Source organism: Streptomyces sp. 2A115 (genome assembly GCF_052245575.1).
GTDB lineage: Bacteria > Actinomycetota > Actinomycetes > Streptomycetales > Streptomycetaceae > Streptomyces.
Map to the genome: position 1 here is coordinate 1 of NZ_JBQQCG010000226.1, position 1,232 is coordinate 1,232.

Below are 1,232 nucleotides of genomic sequence, written 5' to 3' on the forward strand. Positions count from 1 at the left end.
CTAGTGCCGCATCAAGCAACGTTCGCCCTGTTCACGACCTCGCGGAGGCGTTCGTCGGCGGCGTGCTTGTTCCGCCAGATGATGTAGCGGCGGATCATGCTGCCTTGCTCCTTGTGGCTGGCGTGGTCGGTGCCGTCGAGTGCGAAGTAGCGCAGGGCGGTGAACTGGGCCTCGATCCGGTTGAGCCAGGAGCTGTTGGTCGGTGTGTAGGCGATCTCCACGTTGTTCGCCGCTGCCCACGTCGCGACCCGCTGGCAGCGCTTTGTCGTGAGGTGCGGTGAGTAGTTGTCGCAGACGATCGCGATGCGTATGTCCAGTGGGTGCAGGGAGCGCAGGTAGCGGCAGAACTCGAGGAACTTCGACCTGTTCTTGGTCTTCTTGATGTGCCCGTAGAGCTGGTCCTTGGTGAGGTCGTAGGCGGCGAACAGGTGGCGGACCCCGTGCGGGCGGGTGTAAGTCGCCCGGCGACGAGGCCGGGGTTCGCGGTCGGGGTCCTTGTGCCGGCCGCCGCGTCCGGCCCACTGCCGGCCGGGGTGCGGCTGGAGGTTGAGCGGCCCGAACTCATCCATGCAGAAGACGACTTCGGGCTCGCCGTCCTCGGCTATGACCTCGCCGTCGGCGATCGCGTAGAGATGCTCGACCCGGGCCTTCTTGGCCGCGTAGTCCGGGTCGCGTGAGGTCTTCCAGGTCTTTATGCGTTGAAAGGAGACGCCCTCCTCGCGGAGCAGGATGCGCAGGCCCTCGTGGCTGATGTCGTCGACCACCCCCTCGGCGACCAGGAAGTCGGCCAGCTTGGCCAGGCTCCAGGTCGAGAATGGCAGGCCGTGCTCGGCCGGCTTGGACTTGGCGATCTTCTTGATCTCCCGGCGCTCGGGGAGGGTGAAGGTCCTCGGGCGGCCGCCCTTGTACTTCGGGTAGAGCGCCTCGAAGCCGTCGGTGTTGAAGTTGTGGATCACGTCCCGGACCCGGTCCGCACTGGTGAATGTCACCTCGGCGATCTTCGCCACCGGCATGGCTTGCGCGGATAACAGCACCATCTGGGCCCGCCGCCAGGTCACCACCGATCCGGTACCCCTGCGGATGATCCGCAGCAGCCGCTTGCCCTCATCGTCATCAATCTCCCGGACCCGCACACGTTCAGCCACTCCGTCATTCTGGCTGTCCGATGCCGCCCGGCGCAGCAACCCAGCGATGCGTCATGACAGGGCGAACGTTGCCTGATGCGGCACTAG

1 protein-coding gene is annotated in these 1,232 nt (G+C 65.8%); it reads right to left on the bottom strand.

The features are described from left to right. Positions 1-11 precede the first annotated feature (11 nt). Entirely contained in the window at positions 12-1,145 is a 1,134-nt protein-coding gene (locus tag ACTWQR_RS55715; RefSeq protein WP_443235013.1) for an IS630 family transposase, read from the bottom strand. Between the last annotated feature and the right edge of the window lie 87 nt (positions 1,146-1,232).